Annotated in this window: 17 protein-coding genes; 10 read left to right on the forward strand and 7 right to left on the reverse strand. The window is 60.6% G+C overall.

Going from position 1 to position 17886, the window contains the following annotated elements:
• Positions 1-143: 143 nt before the first annotated feature.
• From ACN0SW_RS16085 to ACN0SW_RS16095, 3 genes are all read left to right on the forward strand, one after another.
• On the forward strand, positions 144-2423 hold the full coding sequence (locus ACN0SW_RS16085) for an NADP-dependent malic enzyme (RefSeq protein ID WP_417728945.1): 2280 nt from the start codon (positions 144-146) through the stop codon (positions 2421-2423).
• Positions 2424-2637: 214 nt separating this feature from the next.
• Complete coding sequence (gene prpE, locus ACN0SW_RS16090) at positions 2638-4530, forward strand: propionate-CoA ligase PrpE (protein ID WP_417728946.1); 1893 nt, start codon at positions 2638-2640, stop codon at positions 4528-4530.
• A gap of 305 nt (positions 4531-4835) precedes the next feature.
• A complete protein-coding gene (locus tag ACN0SW_RS16095; RefSeq protein WP_417728947.1) occupies positions 4836-5510 on the forward strand; it encodes a Crp/Fnr family transcriptional regulator in 675 nt (224 codons plus the stop codon).
• Positions 5511-5629: 119 nt separating this feature from the next.
• Here the strand turns inward: ACN0SW_RS16095 and ACN0SW_RS16100 are convergent, their stop codons facing one another.
• Positions 5630-6391, reverse strand: a complete 762-nt coding sequence (locus tag ACN0SW_RS16100; RefSeq protein WP_417728948.1) for an NAD kinase — start codon at positions 6389-6391, stop codon at positions 5630-5632.
• A 171-nt stretch (positions 6392-6562) separates the two neighbouring features.
• Here ACN0SW_RS16100 and glyA point away from each other — a divergent pair, with 171 nt between their 5' ends.
• A complete protein-coding gene (gene glyA / locus ACN0SW_RS16105) occupies positions 6563-7870 on the forward strand; it encodes a serine hydroxymethyltransferase (RefSeq protein WP_417728949.1) in 1308 nt (435 codons plus the stop codon).
• A gap of 81 nt (positions 7871-7951) precedes the next feature.
• On the opposite strand, the gene ACN0SW_RS16110 is transcribed toward glyA, so the two are convergent.
• Complete coding sequence (locus tag ACN0SW_RS16110) at positions 7952-8326, reverse strand: hypothetical protein (RefSeq protein WP_417728950.1); 375 nt, start codon at positions 8324-8326, stop codon at positions 7952-7954.
• A 90-nt stretch (positions 8327-8416) separates the two neighbouring features.
• Here ACN0SW_RS16110 and ACN0SW_RS16115 point away from each other — a divergent pair, with 90 nt between their 5' ends.
• A complete protein-coding gene (locus ACN0SW_RS16115; RefSeq protein WP_417728951.1) occupies positions 8417-9172 on the forward strand; it encodes an alpha/beta fold hydrolase in 756 nt (251 codons plus the stop codon).
• 37 nt (positions 9173-9209) lie between these two features.
• Here the strand turns inward: ACN0SW_RS16115 and ACN0SW_RS16120 are convergent, their stop codons facing one another.
• The 3 genes from ACN0SW_RS16120 to ACN0SW_RS16130 all read right to left on the reverse strand — a co-directional run bounded on the left by ACN0SW_RS16120 (position 9210) and on the right by ACN0SW_RS16130 (position 10738).
• Positions 9210-9395: a CTP synthetase gene (locus tag ACN0SW_RS16120; RefSeq protein WP_417728952.1), complete on the reverse strand. Its 186-nt coding sequence runs from the start codon at positions 9393-9395 to the stop codon at positions 9210-9212.
• Between the two features lie 154 nt (positions 9396-9549).
• On the reverse strand, positions 9550-10329 hold the full coding sequence (locus ACN0SW_RS16125) for a Bax inhibitor-1 family protein (RefSeq protein WP_417728953.1): 780 nt from the start codon (positions 10327-10329) through the stop codon (positions 9550-9552).
• A 193-nt stretch (positions 10330-10522) separates the two neighbouring features.
• Positions 10523-10738 carry a DUF1127 domain-containing protein gene (locus tag ACN0SW_RS16130; protein ID WP_417728954.1) on the reverse strand — a complete coding sequence of 72 codons (216 nt, stop codon included), beginning with the start codon at positions 10736-10738 and terminating at the stop codon, positions 10523-10525.
• A 117-nt stretch (positions 10739-10855) separates the two neighbouring features.
• Here ACN0SW_RS16130 and ACN0SW_RS16135 point away from each other — a divergent pair, with 117 nt between their 5' ends.
• Positions 10856-11728, forward strand: a complete 873-nt coding sequence (locus ACN0SW_RS16135) for a LysR family transcriptional regulator (protein ID WP_417728955.1) — start codon at positions 10856-10858, stop codon at positions 11726-11728.
• On the opposite strand, the gene ACN0SW_RS16140 is transcribed toward ACN0SW_RS16135, so the two are convergent.
• Positions 11715-12677: an NADPH:quinone oxidoreductase family protein gene (locus ACN0SW_RS16140; protein ID WP_417728956.1), complete on the reverse strand. Its 963-nt coding sequence runs from the start codon at positions 12675-12677 to the stop codon at positions 11715-11717. The two genes, ACN0SW_RS16135 and ACN0SW_RS16140, sit on opposite strands and share 14 nt — an antisense overlap.
• A gap of 338 nt (positions 12678-13015) precedes the next feature.
• Between ACN0SW_RS16140 and ACN0SW_RS16145 the strand changes: the two genes are divergently transcribed.
• Together ACN0SW_RS16145 and ACN0SW_RS16150 are read left to right on the forward strand one after the other, a co-directional pair.
• Positions 13016-13390, forward strand: a complete 375-nt coding sequence (locus tag ACN0SW_RS16145) for a helix-turn-helix domain-containing protein (protein ID WP_417728957.1) — start codon at positions 13016-13018, stop codon at positions 13388-13390.
• 56 nt (positions 13391-13446) lie between these two features.
• Complete coding sequence (locus ACN0SW_RS16150) at positions 13447-14238, forward strand: inositol monophosphatase family protein (RefSeq protein ID WP_417728958.1); 792 nt, start codon at positions 13447-13449, stop codon at positions 14236-14238.
• 195 nt (positions 14239-14433) lie between these two features.
• On the opposite strand, the gene guaD is transcribed toward ACN0SW_RS16150, so the two are convergent.
• Positions 14434-15720, reverse strand: coding sequence for a guanine deaminase (gene guaD / locus ACN0SW_RS16155; RefSeq protein WP_417728959.1), 1287 nt, complete (start codon positions 15718-15720; stop codon positions 14434-14436).
• Between the two features lie 136 nt (positions 15721-15856).
• Here guaD and mgtE point away from each other — a divergent pair, with 136 nt between their 5' ends.
• A complete protein-coding gene (gene mgtE / locus ACN0SW_RS16160; protein WP_417728960.1) occupies positions 15857-17248 on the forward strand; it encodes a magnesium transporter in 1392 nt (463 codons plus the stop codon).
• On the forward strand, positions 17245-17802 hold the full coding sequence (locus ACN0SW_RS16165) for a 5-formyltetrahydrofolate cyclo-ligase (RefSeq protein ID WP_417728961.1): 558 nt from the start codon (positions 17245-17247) through the stop codon (positions 17800-17802). Before mgtE ends, ACN0SW_RS16165 begins: the two co-directional genes overlap by 4 nt.
• The last annotated feature ends 84 nt before the right edge of the window (positions 17803-17886 follow it).

Here is a 17886-nt window from a genome sequence, read left to right on the forward strand (position 1 = left end):
GATGCACCGGCGATGTATTCGGGATTGCGCGTCACGTCGCGGCGGTGCAAGCTCGGGCTTGAAAAATGGCGGGGGCATGATATGAGCATGCCGTAACGGTAGTTTAACATTAAACTACTTTTGCCCCTAGGGAGATGAGGACCATGACAGACAGCCAAAAGGAAGCTGCACGCCAAGCGGCGCTGGATTACCACGCGCTGCCCCGGGCCGGAAAGCTGGAAATCCGCGCCACCAAACCGATGGCCAATGGCCGTGATCTGTCGCGGGCCTATAGCCCCGGCGTGGCGGAGGCCTGTCTGGAGATCAAGGCAGATCCTGCGAATGCCAGCCGATACACCACCCGCGGCAATCTGGTGGCTGTGGTCACGAATGGCACCGCCGTGCTGGGTCTGGGCAATATCGGGGCGCTGGCCAGCAAGCCGGTGATGGAAGGCAAGGCGGTTCTGTTCAAGAAATTCGCCAATATCGACTGTTTCGATATCGAGATAAACGAGAGCGATCCTGAAAAGCTGGCGGCGATTGTCTGTTCACTGGAGCCGACCTTTGGTGCGATCAATCTGGAAGATATCAAGGCACCGGATTGTTTTATCGTTGAACGAATTTGTCGTGAGCGGATGAATATCCCGGTATTCCATGACGATCAGCATGGCACGGCGATTGTGGTGGGGGCTGCTGCGACCAACGCGCTGCATGTGGCGGGCAAGAGTTTTGAAGAGATCAAGGTGGTCTCTACGGGCGGTGGCGCGGCGGGCATTGCCTGCCTCAACATGCTGGTGAAGCTGGGGGTGAAGCGCGAGAATATCTGGCTCTGCGATGTTCACGGGCTGGTCTATGCGGGCCGTGAGATGGACATGAACCCGGAAAAGGCGGCCTTTGCGCAGGCGACGGACCTGCGGACGCTGGGCGAAGTGATTGGCGGGGCGGATCTGTTTCTTGGGCTGTCGGGGGCCAATATCCTGACGCCTGAGATGGTCAAGACCATGGCCAAGCGCCCCATCGTCTTTGCGCTGGCCAATCCGGACCCTGAAATCATGCCCGATCTGGCGCGCAAGGCGGTGCCGGATGCGATCATTGCCACGGGCCGGTCGGATTTTCCCAATCAGGTGAACAACGTGCTGTGTTTCCCGTTCATTTTCCGGGGCGCGCTGGATGTGGGCGCGACCGAGATCAATGACGTGATGCAGGTGGCCTGTGTGCAGGGGATTGCCGAATTGGCGCGCGCCTCGACCAGTGCCGAGGCGGCGGCGGCCTATCACGGCGAACAAATGACATTCGGCGCGGATTACCTGATTCCCAAGCCGTTCGATCCGCGCCTGTCCGGTGTCGTTTCGACCGCTGTGGCGCGGGCCGCAATGGAGAGCGGTGTGGCCACCCGGCCCATCGCGGATCTGGAGGCCTATAAAGCCGGTCTGGATGCCAGCAAGTTCAAATCGGCGCTCTTGATGCGGCCGGTGTTTCAGGCGGCCTCGACCGCGTCGCGGCGCATTGTCTTTGCCGAAGGCGAAGATGAGCGGGTGCTGCGCGCCGCGCAGGCGATTTTGGAGGAAACCACCGAACAGCCGATTCTGATCGGTCGTCCCGAGGTGATCGCACGGCGCTGCGAGCGGGCGGGCCTGTCGATCCGGCCTGAGCGGGATTTCAACATCGTCAACCCGCAGGACGATCCGCGTTACCGCGATTATTGGGAGACCTATCACGGGGTCATGGCGCGCAAAGGTGTGACGCCGGATTTGGCGCGTGCGATCATGCGCACCAACACCACCGCGATTGGTGCGGTGATGGTGCATCGCAATGAGGCTGACAGCCTGATCTGCGGCACCTTTGGCGAATTCCGCTGGCACATGAAATATGTGACCAATGTTCTGGAGGATGCCAGCCGTCGCCCGCATGGCGCGCTGAGCATGATGATCCTCGAAGATGGGCCGTTGTTTATTGCCGATACCCATGTGCGGGTGACGCCAAATCCCGCGCAACTGGCTGAGACCGCGATTGGTGCGGCGCGGCATGTGCGGCGGTTCGGGATCGCGCCCAAGGTGGCGTTTTGTTCGCAATCGCAATTCGGCAATCAGCCGGATGAGGGCGCGGAACGGTTGCGTCAGGCGATCGCGCTCTTGGATGAGGCGCCGCGTGATTTCGTCTATGAGGGGGAGATGACGATTGATGCCGCGCTTGATCCCGATCTGCGCGAGCGGTTGTTGCCGGGCAACCGGATGCAGGGGGCGGCGAATGTGCTGGTGTTTGCCTATGCCGATGCGGCCTCGGGCGTGCGCAATATCCTCAAGATGAAGGCGGGGGGGCTTGAGGTGGGTCCGATCCTGATGGGGATGGGCAACCGGGCGCATATCGTGACGCCGTCGATCACCGCACGGGGGCTGCTTAACATGGCGGCTATCGCGGGGACGCCGGTGGCGCATTACGGATAGAATCAGGGTTTGCAGATAAAATCTTTGCAGATTTGCAAACTTGACGCTGAATTCGGTTAAGATGAACAAAAAAAGCCGCTTTGCAAAAATTTGCAGGGTGGCTTTTGTCTATTCTGCAAAATTTCTGCGGCCTTGTGTCCTGAGGAGGCGCATGATGCTTGCCCCAAGGCAGGGCGATCCGTAACACATATCCAACGGATCGGAGGAGGATACCATGGGATACACTGAGGTTTACGAGCGATCGCTTGCAGATCCCGAAGGCTTTTGGATGGAGGCAGCGGAGGCGATTGACTGGGTGGCCAAACCCACCAAGGCGCTGTTTGATGCCAGTGCCCCGCTCTATGAGTGGTATAAGGACGGGCAGGTGAACACCTGCTGGAATGCCGTGGACCGGCATGTGACGGCGGGGCGCGGTGATCAGGTGGCGATCATCCACGATAGCCCGGTGACCCATACCAAACATGAGATTACCTATTCCGAATTGCAGGGGCGGGTTGCGAGCCTTGCGGGGGCGTTGCGGGCCAAGGGCATAGAAAAGGGCGACCGCGTCATCATCTATATGCCGATGGTGCCCGAGGCGTTGGAGGCAATGCTGGCCTGTGCGCGTCTGGGGGCGGTGCATTCGGTGGTGTTTGGCGGGTTTGCCGCGCATGAACTGGCGGTTCGGATCAACGATTGTATGCCCAAGGCGATCATTGCCGCCTCTTGCGGGATCGAGCCGGGGCGGGTGGTGCATTACAAGCCGCTGCTCGATGGGGCCATTGAGCAGGCCACGCACAAGCCCGAATTCTGCGTGATCTTTCAGCGAGACCAAGAGGTGGCCAAGCTGATAGAGGGCCGTGACTATGACTGGCACGGGTTCCAGTATGGCGTGGAGCCTGCGGACTGTGTGCCCGTGTCGGGCGATCATCCGGCCTATATCCTCTATACGTCGGGCACCACGGGTGCGCCCAAAGGTGTGGTGCGCGCGACCGCAGGGCATCTGGTGGCGCTCAATTGGTCGATGAAGAACATCTACAATGTGAACCCCGGCGAGGTGTTCTGGGCGGCGTCCGATGTGGGCTGGGTCGTGGGCCACAGCTATATCTGTTACGGGCCGCTCATTCATGGCAACACGACGATCGTGTTCGAGGGCAAGCCGGTGGGCACGCCGGATGCGGGCACGTTCTGGCGGGTGATCTCCGAGCATAAGGTGCGCAGTTTCTTTACCGCGCCGACCGCGTTTCGCGCGATCAAGCGCGACGATCCCAAGGGCGAGCTGATCAAGGATTATGATGTTTCCTGTCTGCGCGCGCTTTATCTGGCGGGCGAACGCGCTGACCCGGACACGATTGAGTGGGCGCAAAAGGTGATGGGCGTGCCGGTCTATGACCATTGGTGGCAGACCGAGACCGGCTGGGCGATTGCGGGCAACCCTGCGGGGCTAGAGGCGCTGCCGGTCAAGATCGGATCGCCCACGGTGGCGATGCCGGGCTATGACGTGCGTATTCTCGACGAGGGCGGGCATGAGGTGGCGCCGGGCACGCTCGGGGCCATCGCGGTGAAATTGCCGCTGCCGCCGGGCACCTTGCCAACGCTTTGGAATGCCGAAGAGCGCTATCGCAAATCCTATCTCACCACCTTTCCGGGCTATTACGAGACCGGGGATGCGGGGATGAAGGATGAGAATGGCTATCTCTGGATCATGGCGCGCACGGATGATGTGATCAACGTGGCGGGCCACCGTCTGAGCACTGGAGCAATGGAAGAGGTGTTGGCGGGCCATCCTGACGTGGCAGAATGTGCGGTGATCGGGGTCGCGGACGCGCTCAAGGGGCAGGCACCTGTGGGGTTCCTGTGCCTGAATACCGGATCGGAGCGCGCAACCTCAGAGGTTGTGCGTGAAGTGGTGGCGCGGGTGCGTGATCAGATCGGGCCCGTGGCCGCGTTCAAGCTGGCGGTGGTGGTGGATCGCTTGCCCAAGACCCGTTCGGGCAAGATCCTGCGCGGTATCATGGTCAAGATCGCCGACGGGCAAGACTATAAGATGCCCGCCACCATCGACGATCCGGCAATTTTGGATGAGATCAAGATTGCCCTGCAAAGCATTGGCCTAGCGCAGAAATAATGAAAAAAAGAGGGTTCCGGAGAATGCCGGAACCCTCATCCCTCAGCGGGGATACTGAAAGGGTGCTGTCTGGCGTGACGTACTCACAAACATCAGGCCAGACAGCGAGACCGGTCAGAAATTGCCCAGCATGGTCGCTGGGTGGCACTCAACCGGTATGTCCCGCAAAAAAAGGGCAAGGGCTTGCGATAGGAAAAGGGCTTGGGACACCCCAACACGCGAGACATAGTCACTGTATTGCAGGTTGTAAGTGGTCCTGCTGTGATGCATCTCACAGCGACATGAAAAAAGAGGATCTTTGGCTCATGAAATTGCAGGCAGGACCGGCACAGGCGGTAAATGGACTTGCCGGGCTTTTGGAGCGGTACGGCCGCAAGGTCGAGTTTTCAAGGGCAAAGGTGATCTATGCCACGGGTGCCGATGATCAAACGATGATGTTGATCACCAAGGGCCGGGTCGAGATAAGCCGCAGTTCGGTTGACGGGCGACGCTCGATTCTGACGCATTTGGGGCCGGGGGACCTGTTGGGTGAACTGGCGGTACTGGATGGCGGGCCACGCAGCGCCGATGCGGTGGCGGCGACGGTGGTGCGTGGCCGGGTTTTGGACCGCGCGCAGGTGCTACAGCTGTTGCGCGAACAGCCCGATGCCGCGCTTGATGTGATCGGCATGCTCTGTCAGCGGCTGCGTCAGACCTCGGGCATGTATACGGCGCATATGCTGGCGGACGGGCAGGCGCGTCTGGCGCGGCTCTTGCTGCATCTGTCAGAGAAATGGGGCGAGGCGCTTCCGGGGGGCAAGCTGCGGCTCTCCGAGCGGTTCTCGCAATCGGACTTGGGGGATCTGGTGGGGCTGTCGCGCGAGAGTGTGAACCGTCAGTTCCGTGATTGGGAGCAGGCCGGCGTGATCGAGCGAGAGGGCGTGGGGATCGTGCTCTGTGATCCGCAGGCGCTGACGCGGGCCGCTGAGACCGCGGAATAAAGCCGATTTGGCGGCTCTGCTCTGGTCATAGCCGGGATCATCAGGCCGATCTGTTTTTTCAATGGGTGGGAGTATATTGAGCGGTTTCTGATCGCCTATGCTGCGCCTTTTACGGTTCTTTATGTAAACTGCTCCCGCAGAAGCCGTTCCTCCAATCCATGTCCCGGATCGAACAGGATGCGGTGTGCGATGCTGGATTCGGAGCGGATTTCGACCCAAAGTACGTTTTCCACCCAACGGCTGTCGGCATCAGCCATTACGGGCCGTTTGTCGGCATCGACCACGTCAAAGCGCACCAATGCCGTCTTGGGCAGAAGCGCACCGCGCCAGCGGCGGGGCCGAAAGGCCGCAACCGCCGTCAACGCCAGCACATCCGAGCCAATGGGAAGAATAGGACCATGGGCGCTGTAGTTGTAGGCGGTAGACCCGGCGGGGGTGGCCACCAGCGCGCCATCGCAGACCAGCTCTTCGAGGCGCAAACGGCCGTCTATCGTGATACGCAGCTTGGCGGCCTGTGGGCCGGCGCGCAAAAGCGAGACCTCGTTGATCGCCAGGGCCTCGTGCAGGGTGCCGTCGCAGGATTCCGCCCGCATGGCGAGGGGGTTGATCACCTCTTCCTCGGCAGCAACGAGGCGGTCGATCAAGTCTGTCTCACTGTATTCATTCATCAAAAACCCGACCGTACCGCGATTCATCCCATAAACCGGAATATCGAGCGCCTGCGTGCGGTGCAGTGTGTGCAGCATAAACCCGTCGCCGCCAAGAGCCACGATCACGTCCGACTCGGCCTCGGGCACATGGCCAAAACGGCTTGCAAGTGTGGCGCGCGCGGTCTGGGCGATGGGCGCATCGCTGGCGACAAAGGCGATCTTGCGAGGCATGTGGTGGTCCTGTTTCCAAAAGGCGATGATCTGCGCCGGATCGAAGCACAATTCCCCCCCCAAGACCAGCCATGCCGGAGTTACGGGTGGAATTGTCGCTTTACATTCTTTCAAACCAAGCGAGTTTCCTTTAGGAAAACATCCAATTCACCTATTTTTGGAGTTGCCTCAATGCCCCACGACGGACACCAACCAGTTGCAGATCAAGGATTTTTCACCGAATCCTTGTCCTCACGCGATCCGGAGCTGTTCGGCGCGATCCGCTCTGAACTGGGGCGGCAGCGCGACGAGATCGAGCTGATCGCCTCTGAAAACATCGTCTCTGCCGCCGTGATGGAAGCACAAGGCAGCGTGATGACCAACAAATACGCCGAAGGTTATCCCGGCAAGCGCTATTATGGCGGCTGCCAATATGTTGATATCGCGGAGAATCTGGCGATTGAGCGGGCGTGCAAGTTGTTTGACTGCGGGTTTGCCAATGTCCAGCCCAACTCTGGTTCTCAGGCCAATCAGGGCGTGTTCACGGCGCTGTTGCAGCCCGGCGACACCATTCTTGGCATGAGTCTTGATGCCGGTGGCCACCTGACGCATGGGGCCGCCCCGAACCAGTCGGGCAAATGGTTCAACGCCATTCAGTACGGGGTCCGCCGTCAGGACAATCTGATTGATTATGATCAGGTTCAGGCGCTGGCGACCGAGCACAAGCCCAAGCTGATCATCGCCGGGGGCTCTGCCATTCCGCGCCAGATCGATTTTGCCCGGATGCGTGAAATTGCCGATTCTGTTGGCGCTTACCTGCATGTGGATATGGCGCATTTCGCGGGTCTGGTGGCGGCGGGTGAGCATCCGAGCCCCTTCCCGCATGCGCATGTGGCCACGACCACGACGCATAAGACCCTGCGCGGACCACGTGGCGGCATGATCCTGACCAATGACGAGGCGCTGGCCAAGAAAATCAACTCGGCGATTTTCCCCGGCATTCAGGGCGGCCCGCTGATGCATGTGATCGCGGCCAAGGCAGTGGCCTTTGGTGAGGCGCTGCGCCCGGAATTCAAGTCGTATATTCAACAGGTTATCAGCAACGCGCAGGCGCTGTCGGATCAGTTGATCAAGGGCGGTTTGGATACGGTCACGCACGGCACCGACACGCATGTTCTGTTGGTGGACCTGCGGCCCAAAGGTGTGAAAGGCAATGACACCGAGAAGGCATTGGGCCGGGCGCATATCACCTGCAACAAGAACGGAGTGCCGTTTGATCCGGAAAAACCTACTGTTACCAGTGGGATACGTCTTGGGTCTCCGGCGGGAACGACACGCGGGTTCGGCGAAGCGGAATTCCGGCAGATCGCGGACTGGATCATCGAAGTGGTTGATGGGCTGGCCGCCAACGGAGCAGAGGGCAATGGCGCGGTTGAGGCCAAGGTGAAAGCCGAGGTCGAAGCCTTGTGCAAGCGGTTCCCGCTTTATCCGAACCTCTGAGGTTCGACTGGATATTGACCCGCGCAAGCCCTGTCTTGCGCGGGTTTTTTTTATACTAATTCAAATATTTAAAGATAGTTCTTAAACTGCGCCCTGCCAGTGGAGCAGGGCATAGATCAGCGCGGCGAGTACAATCAGATTGAGAACAATGCTGCTAACAAGGCGTAGACGCGCGGTCTTGCGGGCCTCTTTGGGGTCAAGCCCGTCGAGATAGCTGTGCAAATCGGCAAAGGCGTTGTTTACGCTGGAGAAATCGAGGATACGGGCGAGTTTGGGGTGGGCCATCCAATCCTGTGCGCCAAGGATGACGGCACCGGCGCGGCGTGGGCGGCGGGGTAAGCGGCGTCCGGCCCGGCGCAACTGTCGCTCAAGCGTGGCACCGCGCAGGCCCATCTTGTCGCTCAGGGCCTTTTGCAGCCCGATAACTTTCCCTTGAAATTGTTCTGTATCAATCACTTGGGTATTCCTTTTGATGCAGTTTAATGGGTCTGCCTACCCCAAGCAATAGGGCTGGAATCCATCCCAAGAGGGCGATATGTCAAAGACATGTTGAACCTGATTGAACATGGCACGCCGACAGAGCGTCCGGGATTGGTGATTGTGCACGGGCTCTATGGGTCGGCGCGCAATTGGGGGGTGATTGCCAAGCGGCTGTCGGACACGCGGCATGTGGTCGCTGTCGACATGAGGAATCATGGGGCAAGCCCTTGGTTTGAAACGCATTCCTACGAGAACATGGCGGATGATCTGGCCGAGGTGATCGAGGGCCTAGAGGGCCCCTATGACGTGCTGGGCCATTCGATGGGCGGTAAGGCGTCCATGGTGCTGGCGCTGACGCAACCGACCTTGGTTAATCGGCTGATTGTGGCGGATATTGCGCCTGTGGCCTATCAACACAACCAGATGTTGTATATCAAGGCGATGAAATCGGTCGATTTGAGCGTGATTGAGCGGCGTTCGGATGCGGGGGAGCAATTGCTGGCAATGGTGGATAATCCCGCCCTCGTTCCGTTCTTCTTGCAGGCATTGGATGTGAAGGAAAAGCGCTGGTTGCTCAACCTTGACACGCTGGAACGCGAGATGCCGAAAATCCTGAGTTTTCCTGATATTTCGGGATCTTACGAGGGTAAAGTGATGTTCCTGACCGGGGCGGAATCGTACTATGTCGGGCGCGAACACCGCGACCGGATCAAAGCACTGTTTCCGGCGGCGCAGTTCGCCAAGATTCCCGGCGCGGGGCATTGGCTGCATGCCGAGAAACCGCGCGAATTCGAGGCGGCGGTGCGAACCTGGTTGGGGTGAAGCGTACGGTTGTGCGGTTAAACCGTACGGATGGGATTCAGCGCAAGTCGTAGAGCGATTTCGCCACGACATAGGTCACCGGAAACGCCGCGATGAATCCCAGAATGGCGGCGGTCAGGATGGAATAAAACGTGTCATGTCCTATCGCGAGTGCGGCCACGACTGCCGATCCCGAGAGGGTGGAGCCGATAAAGAGATGCAGGATGAGGCCAAGACGCAGCATGGGAGATTCTTTCGGTATTGTTGCCTTGGCATATGCTAGCAAATGCGCGTCAGGGTGGCCTTGATCTGGGTCAGAGATTGATTTCGGGCATGAAAAAACCGCCGGATGAAGATCCGGCGGGTTCTTTTTGTGGGGTATGCAGATACGTCCGCTGTTATTCCTGTTGTCCCATGAACATCAGCAGGAACTGGAACATATTAAGGAAGCTGATGTAGAGGTTGAGTGCCCCGTCATAAGCGGCCTTGTCCAGCCATTCCTGATCGCCCTGCGCCGCATGGGCGACATAGGTGTTCTTGATCTCTTGCGTGTAGTAAGCGGTCAGGCCCGCGAAGATCAGAACGCCAATGGCCGAAATTGCGAACATCATGGCCGGGCTTTGCAAGAAGATGTTGATCAGCATGGCAACGATCAGGCCGATCACCCCCATGATGAGGAACGATCCCCAGCCGGAGATATCCTTTTTGGTGGTGTAGCCATAAAGCGACAGGCCAGCAAAGGCGATGGCGGTCACAATGAAGGTTTGCGCGATCGAGAAGCTGGTGAAGACCAGAAAGATCGAGCTCATCGAGATACCGATAAGGCCCGCGAAGGCGAAGAAGCCAAGCTGCACGGCTGCCGCCGAGCCACGGCTCAGAAGGGCGCCCCATCCGAGGAAGATGAAGGCCAGCGGTGCCAGCATCACCACCCATTTCAGCGGCGAGAGGTACAGTGCCGCGCCCAAGCCCGAGAGCAGCGTGCCGTTGGGCAGTTGCGCCGCCGCAGCCGAGGGATCGGTTGTCACGGCAAGCCCCGCGATGGCCCATGCCGCAAGCGCCGTGATGAGCATGCCCACGGACATCGTGCCGTAGACCTTGTTCATATGCGCGCGCAGGCCCGCGTCAATCTGGGCGGTGCGTGTGCCCGACGCCGTCCGGATCGTGTTCAACTCTGCCATGTAACCCTCCGATATGTGAATGGCGGTCCCGGTTCTGGGACATTGCCTGTAATATCGGGGGTTGGTCAGGCTTTTTCAAGTTTTGCATGACTATTTTTAGCAGGTTTTATCGAGGCGTTTGATGGCGCGGGCTATGGGAGCGGGCAGGAGGGGTGTTTTGATGGCCAATTGCGGCGGCGCGACACCCCTCCGGTCAGCAATGCAGCCGACGGGGGAGATCCCAAAACGCGCGGCTGGCCTCGCGCAGGGCTGCCTCGCGGGTGAGGCCCAGATCAAGGAGCGCCGCCTCATCGAGGCTGCGCAGAGCGCGGCGCTGTGCCCAGACCGCCAGCATATCGCCAAGACGCAGGCGCCGAGCCGGGAAGGCGGTGCCGAGGGCGGGGGTGTGAATCTGAAAAGTCATGGTCATTCCTTTCCCTTTGGTGATGTGGCGAAGGGTTCGCATTTCAGTTATTGATCTTTTGCCTGAAATGGTTCAATTTTGAAAATGAATGTTTGACTGCCTTAACATCAAGGACTGTGATGTATGCGAAATCTTGATATCACCACGCTGCGCTCTTTGGTGGCTGTCGCCGATCAAGGCGGTGTGACGCGGGCCGCGGCGGCGCTGAACCTGACGCAATCGGCTGTGTCGATGCAGATCAAGCGCTTGGAGGATATGCTGGACCTCACGCTGTTTGATCGGGCGAATCGGCGGGTGTCGCTGACCGCCTCTGGCGAGCAATTGGTGGGCTATGCGCGCCGCATGCTGGATCTTAATGACGAGGTGGTGGGGCGGTTGACCGAAGAGAGCTTTGAGGGGGAACTGGCGCTGGGTGTGCCGCATGACATCGTTTATCCGGTCGTGCCGCGGGTTCTCAAACAGTTCAACGCGGCCTATCCACGGGTCAAGGTGAGTCTGCGCTCGTCCAGTACGATGAAGCTGCTCGATGCGCTGGCGCGGGGCGAGGTGGATGTGATCCTGACCACCGAGGAAGGTGTGGGCGACGGTGGCGAGACCCTGACCGAAATGACGCTGCGCTGGACCGGCGCGCTGGGGGGCGTGTCGTGGAAGCGCCGTCCGCTGCGGCTGGCGTTTTGCCGTCAGTGTATTTTCCGGCCTATCGTTCTGCGCAAGCTGGAGGCGGCGGGGATGGACTGGGAGATGGCAGTGGATTCGGAGGATGACCGCGCGGTCGAGGCGCTGGTGAGCGCCGATCTGGCGGTGGGGGCGCTGTTGGAGGACAGCATTCCGCCGCATCTTGAGGCGATTTACCCCGGCGGGGCGCTGCCTGATTTGGGGGTACAGAAGATCAACCTCTATGCCCGTGCGGGCAAAGACCAGGTGCGCGCTGAGTTGATGCGCATGCTGCGGCAGGGATTCGGCGCGTTGACGCCGCAGGCGCTTATGTCAGCGTGATCACGACCTTGCCGGTGGATTTACGCTGGCGCAGCAGATCGAGCGCCTCGGCGGCCTGTTCGAGCGGCATAAGGTGCGAGACATGCGGGCGAATGCGCCCCTCGGTGTACCAGTCAAACAGGGTGGAGAGGCTGCGGGTGACCACCTCGGGGCGGAATTTCAGGTAACCGCCCCAATAGAGACCCATAACGCTGATATTCTTGACCAGAAGGTGGTTGGCGGGGATTTGCGGCACCTCGCCGCTGGCAAATCCGATGGTGAGAATGCGCGCCTCGGGATTGCAGGCGCGAAAGGCGGCCTTGAACTGATCGCCGCCGACCGGATCATAGACCACATCGACGCCGCCTAGCGCCTTGCAGGCGTCGCGGATGTCCTGAGTCGCGGCGTCGATCAGGTGATCGGCCCCGGCGTTTTGTGCAACCGCCAGTTTGTCCGCGCCGCGTGCGCAGGCGATGACGCGGGCCCCCATCTGTTTGCCAATCTCGACCGCCGTAAGGCCGACGCCCCCCGCCGCGCCCAGAACCAACAGGGTTTCGCCGGGCTGCAACCGCGCCTTGTGATCCAGCGCCACATGGCTGGTGCCGTAAGCGACCTGAAAGGCGGCGGCGTCCGTAAAGCTCATGCTATCGGGCAGGGGCACGGCGCGCTCTGCCGGAAAGCAGCCATAATCCGCCAGCCCGCCCTGACCAGCAAAGACCGCGACGCGGGTGCCAGGAACAGGGCCGCGCGTATCGGGACCGAGCGCCTCGACCACACCCGCCACCTCCATGCCCAGAGTGAAGGGGGGCTCCGGGGTGTCCTGATAGGCCCCCTTGACCATCAGCAGATCGGCGAAATTCAGGCCACACGCCGCGATGCGCAGGGCGATTTCGCCCGGCTTGGGGATCGGGCGGGGCAGGTTGGTGAGGGCAGGGTCGGCGCCTCGGGCGGTGATCTGATAAGCGCGCATGTCTGACCTCTATGATTCTGAGTTCATGAAACAAAATTGATAGGATTGGTTAGACGAAATTGATTCGGGCTGTCAAATTGATGAGCGCGAAGTCGGAAATTCATGGGCGAGAAGTCAGAAAAAATGGTGATGCTTTGACTCTTCACGGGACTCGCTCGCTTAGATTGTGTATCTTTCGGATAGGGCACGCAAATGGATAGCGATATTTCTTGAATTTTGGGGCCTGTTTGATACGTTCTGCTGAGAGTTGCTGGGATTTATGGCGCTATTTCCAGGATATGGATTTCGGTTTGTCAGGATTGCGGTTGATCTCGGAGTTGGTAAAAAGGAACATTTAGATGCCGCACCCCGTAGATGTACACGTCGGAAAACGCATTCGTCACCGTCGGTGGTTGGTGGGAATGACCCAGCAGCAACTGGCCGAGAGTGTCGGAATTAAATTTCAACAGATTCAGAAATATGAGACCGGCGCGAACCGTGTGAGCGCGTCGCGGCTTTGGGATATTGCCGAGTCGCTTGATGTCGACATAAGCTTTTTCTTTGAAGGCCTGGAGCCGGACGGGAGCGCTGAACGCGAAAAAGGCGATCCGGCACGCGCTGATCTGATGGGAGACAAGGAGGCGCTCGATCTGGTGCGGTCCTACTATGCTATCCCGGAGAACCAGCGTCGCCGTCTTTTTGACCTTGCTCGGGTGCTGAGCGAGGTGGCTTGAGCCTGACCGGCCTGCAGTCTATGCCTCTGCGTAAGCGGTAGGAAAGGCGGGCCGGAATGGATAAGACAGATATCGTCAGGACAGCTCATGCCGTGGCAGATGCCGCGCGCGTGGCTGTCTTGCCGTTTTTTCGAAGTGCCGGTCTGACGGCGGATAACAAGCTGCCTGATGGGCGGTTTGACCCCGTGACCGAGGGCGATCGCGCCACCGAACGCGCGATGCGCGAGGTTCTGGGACGGTTGCGCCCGCAAGATGGCATTCTCGGCGAGGAATATGGCACGGTGGCGGGCACGAGTGGCCTGACATGGGCGCTTGATCCGATTGACGGCACGCGGGCATTCCTGTCCGGGGCGCCGACATGGGGCGTCCTGATCGCGGTGTCGGATGAGAATGGCCCGATTTATGGGATCATTGACCAGCCCTATATCGGTGAACGGTTCGAGGGGGGCTGGGGAGAGGCGAAGATGACCGGGCCACTGGGCACACGCGATTTGCGGGTGCGTGCGGCGCGGCCCTTGTCAGAGGCGATTGTCTTTACCACCTTCCCGGAATTGGGCAGTCCGGCCGAGGCGGCAGGGTTTGCCGAGGTGGCCGCACGCGCGAAACTGACGCGCTACGGGCTGGATTGTTATGCCTATTCTCTGGTCGCTGCGGGCCATATTGATCTGGTGATCGAGGCCGGGCTTGCGCCTTATGACATTCAGGCGCCGATTGCGGTGATCGAGGCAGCGGGCGGTATTGCCACAGATTGGCAGGGCGGTCCGGCGCATCAGGGCGGGCGCGTCATTGCCGCCGCTGGGCGCGCGCAGCACGCGGCAGCGTTGGAAATCCTGTCGAAAGTGGTGTGACACCCAAGAGCCAGTTACGGTCCGCGCGACTATAGAAAAGTCGCAAGGCACTGGGGGCGGGACGCTGTCTTTTTCGATATATCACTGCTCTCATCGGTCTGTTCCTGACGTTTAACCCCAAGCGATGAGCCGTATAGTGCCCGCCCGGTGGGGCGGACGGGCGCTGCTTTGTGCCTTGAGTCCGCACTTTGGGGATCAGATTGCCTTGCCAGCCACCCAGACACCCGCGATGGCGCGGTCGTCGCCCATCATGATTGTGGGAAAAAGTGCCTCCCAGATGTCTTCGGCCCGCGCGTGGCGCTGGGCGATGGCGGGGGTTGAGGCCAGATCGAGGGCGATGAGATCGGCCTCTTGTCCGGGGGCGATATTGCCGATGAGGTGGCCCATGTGCAGCGCCCCGGCCGACCCTGCGGTGGCGAGCCAGAGCAGTTGGGCGGGATGCAGGGGCGTGCCGGTGAGCTGGCCGATTTCATAGGCTGCAGCCATGGTGCGCAGCATGGAAAAGGACGACCCCCCGCCGGTGTCGGTGGCAAGGCCAATGCGTTGGCCCTCGGCCACGCGGGCGGCGAGATCGAAGAGGCCCGAGCCGATGAAGCTGTTGGAGGTGGGGCAGTGAATCAGTGCAGCCCCCACCTCGTGCAGGCGGTCCCGTTCGCGGGCGGTGAGATGGATGGCATGGCCATAAAGGCCGCGCGCCCCCAAGAGGCCGTGCGATTCGTAGGTGTCGAGGTAGTCGCGCGCCTCTGGATAAAGGGATTTGACCCATGCAACCTCGTCGGTTTGCTCGGCAAGGTGGGTCTGCATCAGGCAGTCGGGATGCTCTGCCCAGAGCGCGCCGAGCGCGTCAAGCTGCGCGGGCGTCGAGGTGGGCGAAAACCGAGGGGTGATCGCATAGGAGAGCCGGTCCACCCCGTGCCAGCGTTCCAACAAGGTCTTGCTGTCGTCATAGGCCGATTGCGCCGTGTCGCGCAGCCCCTCGGGCGCGTTGCGGTCCATGCAGGTCTTACCCGCCACGGCGCGCAGCCCGCGTGCCTGTGCGGCCTCGAAAAATGCGGTCACGCTGCTGGGGTGGATGGTGCAATAGCTGACGCATGTGGTGGTGCCATTGGCGCGCGCGAGATCAAGGTAGCGGTTGGCAATCCGGGTTGCATAGGCGGGATCGCAGAGCCGCATTTCTTCGGGAAAGGTATAGGTGTTGAGCCAGTCGATCAGCCGCTTGCCCCAACTCGCGATGATCGCGGTTTGGGGGTAGTGCACATGCGCATCGACAAAACCGGCGATGATGAGCCGGTCCCCCATATCGGTCTGGGTGGCCCGCGGCGCCTGCGCGCGCAGATCAGCGGTCGTGCCGAGGCCGATGATCCGCCCTGCCTCGATCAAGAGCGCCTCGTGCAGGCGGGCTGAATCGGCGGGATTGCCCGCGTCAAAGGGAGAGCGGTCAAAGCTGAGGATTTGACCGGTGATGAGGGTTTTGGGTGACATGTGACCCCTTTCGGCGGCGGATTGCGCAGGGTTCAAGATAAGCGGCCACAGTGCCAGGGTAAATTGGCCCATTATGATTGTTTTCCGCAAACCGCTTCTTTAATCCTGCGCGCAATGGAGAACGGTGGGGGGCGACATGGTAGAGCACGAGGACGATCCGACCCCTGAGGTGGAACAGGAAGAGGCTCATCAACCGCTGACGCGGGCCTTGATCGTGCGGATCATGTATGCGGTCGAGACGCAGGACCGCGAGATGCTCTGGGCCGAGATGGAACCGCTGCATGCGGCTGACATCGCTGACCTGTTAGAGCAGAGCAACAGTTATGACCGGCGGCGGTTGATCGAACTCTACGGACAGGAGTTTGACGGCGACATTCTGTCGGAACTGGACGAATCGATCCGCGAAGAGGTCATCGGCCTGTTGCAACCCGAGGTTCTGGCCGACGCTGTACGCGAGCTTGAGTCCGACGATGTGGTCGATCTGGTCGAGGATCTGGAGGATCAGCAGCAAGAGGCGATCCTGAGCGTCCTTGAGGACAGCGACCGCGCCGCAGTCGAGCAATCGCTGACCTATCCGGAATATTCCGCTGGCCGTCTGATGCAGCGCGAGGTGGTGATGGCGCCCGAGCATTGGCTGGTGGGCGATGCCATCGACTATATGCGCAATGCCGAGGAATTGCCCGAACAGTTCTATCATATCGTGCTGGTGGACCCGCGTCTGCATCCGGTGGGCAATGTCACGTTGGGGCGGATCATGGCCTCGCGCCGGGATACACCGCTGAAAGACATCGTGGAGGAGACATTCCACACCATTCCGGTCACGCGCTATGACGGCGATGTGGCCTATATGTTCAATCAGTATCACCTGATTTCCGCCCCGGTGGTGGATGAGGACGGGCGCTTGGTGGGGGTTATCACCATTGATGACGCCATGGCCGTGCTGGATGAAGAGCATGAAGAAGATATCATGCGTCTGGCCGGGGTCGGCGAAGGCGGTATCAATGATTCCGTGATCGAGACCTCAAAGCAGCGGGTGCCGTGGTTGGCGGTCAATCTTGGCACGGCGATTCTGGCGTCGCTGGTGATCGCGCAGTTCGAACTGGCGATTGCGCAATTGGTGGCACTGGCGGTCCTGATGCCGATTGTGGCCTCGATGGGGGGCAATGCCGGAACCCAGAGCCTGACCGTGGCCGTGCGGGCGCTGGCGACCAAGGATCTCACCGGGTCGAACGTCTGGCGGGTGCTGCGGCGTGAAGTGCTGGTGGGGCTGATCAACGGGTTGATTTTCGCGCTGGTGATGGGCGCTGTGGGGGTGATCTGGTTTGGCGGGCCAGAGCTGGGATATGTGATCGCTGCCGCGATGGTGATCAATCTGGTCGTGGCCGGGCTCGCCGGGGCCGGGATTCCGGTTGTGATGGACCGGATGGGGATTGACCCGGCGCTGGGCTCTGGCACGTTTGTGACCACGGTGACAGATGTCGTCGGGTTCTTCGCGTTTCTGGGATTGGCAACGGTATTTCTATTATGAATGATTTGGCAGAGGTGAAGGCCGCAGCGCGCAAGGCGGCGTTCGCGCGGCGGGCCGCAGCACATGCGGTGCGCATGCCCGAGGCGGCGGCGCTCTTGGTTGGGGTGTTGTCGGGGTACCGGGGGCTGGCTGTCTCAGGTTATTTGCCGATTCGCAGCGAGATTGATCCGCGCGCGGCGATGGAAGACGCCGCCCAGCATGGGCCGGTGGCTGTTCCGGTGATCATGGGGGCTGGTCTGCCGCTCATGTTTTCGCGCTGGACGCCGGGCTGTGCGCTGCGCGAGGGGCCGTTTGGCGCAATGGTGCCGGAGGTGGATGATTTCATCGAGCCGCAGGTCCTGATCGTGCCCTTGGTGGCGTTTGACCGTAGCGGCGGGCGGCTGGGCTATGGCGGCGGGTTTTACGATCGCACGCTGGAGATGCTGCGCGCAAAGCGGGCGACGCTGGCCATTGGTTTTGCCTACGGGGCGCAGGAGGCGGCGGGCTTGCCGCTCGAGCCCACCGATCAGCCGCTCGATATGGTGGTGACAGAGGCCGAGGTGATCACGTTCTAGGCCTGTGGCGGGCCTTGGGGCGGACAGGGGCGCGGCGGTGTGCATGATGGGTGCAAGCCCCCCCATGTGCGGATCGTCGCGCGG

Source organism: Roseovarius sp. (genome assembly GCF_048262375.1).
In the GTDB taxonomy this organism is placed as follows: Bacteria; Pseudomonadota; Alphaproteobacteria; order Rhodobacterales; family Rhodobacteraceae; genus Roseovarius.